Below are 1,278 nucleotides of genomic sequence, written 5' to 3'. Positions count from 1 at the left end.
TGTATGAACAAGGTGAATTAACGCCGGAAACGCAATTAACAGGTTTGTTTGAAGAAGATACTACCGCAGCCGATGTCGATTCTGTATTAGAAGAAATCAACGCTGCATTTGAAGAAGCCCAAGAAAGACGCGAGCGCATAAGTGATGCAAACAACGACGACTATTAAAGCGATCGTCAATTCACTTCTGTGAATCCCTAGGGAGACTTACTGATAGATTACCGAAGAAATTGTCAGGATAATGTCTCCCTATTCAATGTCCCCCAAATTTAACACCAAAACCCATTCTTATTAAGCAGCAAGCTGGTTAGCAATAAACGCTGGCTGCTTTTACTTTACACTTTTTGATACTGCTGTTAATCCTATTGTGAGTAAATACAATCATCTAATCAGTGACTAAACATAACTCTGTAGCTTTTCCCACATCATCATGAGTTAACCGTCACATTATAAGTAAGATTTCCTCTATCACTTATGGCCTATTTACTTAACCTTACTTTTAACATGGATAATGAGGTGTATAATAGTCTGGAAAAGGTCACTAGGAGAAAATGATGAATAGCTATGTTCTATCGGGATTATTAGTGTGTCTTACTATTTCTATGCCAGCTAATGCTATCGGAAATGAAAATGGAGCGATGAGAATGTCTCAAATGCCTGCATTTTCAGATTTTGATACTAATCAAGACCAGTTGATATCTGAACAGGAGTTTGAGCAATTTCACAAAGCAAGACAAGAGTTACGCGAATCTGAAGGGCGCCATTTAAAAAATTCATCGGATTGTAATGAAAAGTTTAAGCGTATCGATTTGGATGATAATAAGTTTATTGATGCTAAAGAATTTCAATCTCATCAGGAAAGAATGAGAAACGCTAAATAATCTCTGCCCGGGATAATAGTCAATATCGCCTTAGAGAGGTAATCGTCATCACCTCTCTTTTTAAATACTTTCTATGAGAGTACACAATAATATAGCGGTCTCTACCAGCAGATATAACGCCTTATTCCCCACCACTCAATATCATAAACACCATTGAACCTTAGTTTATATGATTTGTTTTGAGCTAATACCAATTCAACTAATTATCTGGTCATTCAGCGGGAATTCTGTGCCTTCTAGGCAAATAATAGGATTGTAGGCATAGTTGCTCTACGTCAAAATGCTATTAAGCAGCATAGAAGGCACAGAAACCCGCCTTGCAGGAGACGCTCAGACAGTCCATTTCTTTGTTGCATTGCTTTAAAAGGGAATAACCATTGTTTCAACAATGCGCCTCA

At 37.6% G+C, this 1,278-nt stretch carries 1 protein-coding gene; it reads left to right on the top strand.

The annotated features are described in order from the left end of the window. Positions 1 to 550 precede the first annotated feature (550 nt). The gene (locus H5202_RS22635; RefSeq protein WP_182773999.1) at positions 551 to 880 is read left to right on the top strand and encodes an EF-hand domain-containing protein; all 330 of its coding nucleotides are present in this window, start codon (positions 551 to 553) and stop codon (positions 878 to 880) included. Positions 881 to 1,278 lie beyond the last annotated feature (398 nt).

It is taken from the genome of Shewanella sp. SG41-4 (genome assembly GCF_014164505.1).
Taxonomy (GTDB): Bacteria; Pseudomonadota; Gammaproteobacteria; order Enterobacterales; family Shewanellaceae; genus Shewanella.
The sequence above is the reverse complement of the archived record's forward strand: the minus strand, read 5'-3'. Positions and strand labels throughout refer to the sequence as shown.

Bases quoted from the DNA above. Each gene is read 5' to 3' on its own strand.
- H5202_RS22635 (WP_182773999.1), top strand. From the start codon at position 551: ATGATGAATAGCTATGTTCTATCGGGATTATTAGTGTGTCTTACTATT.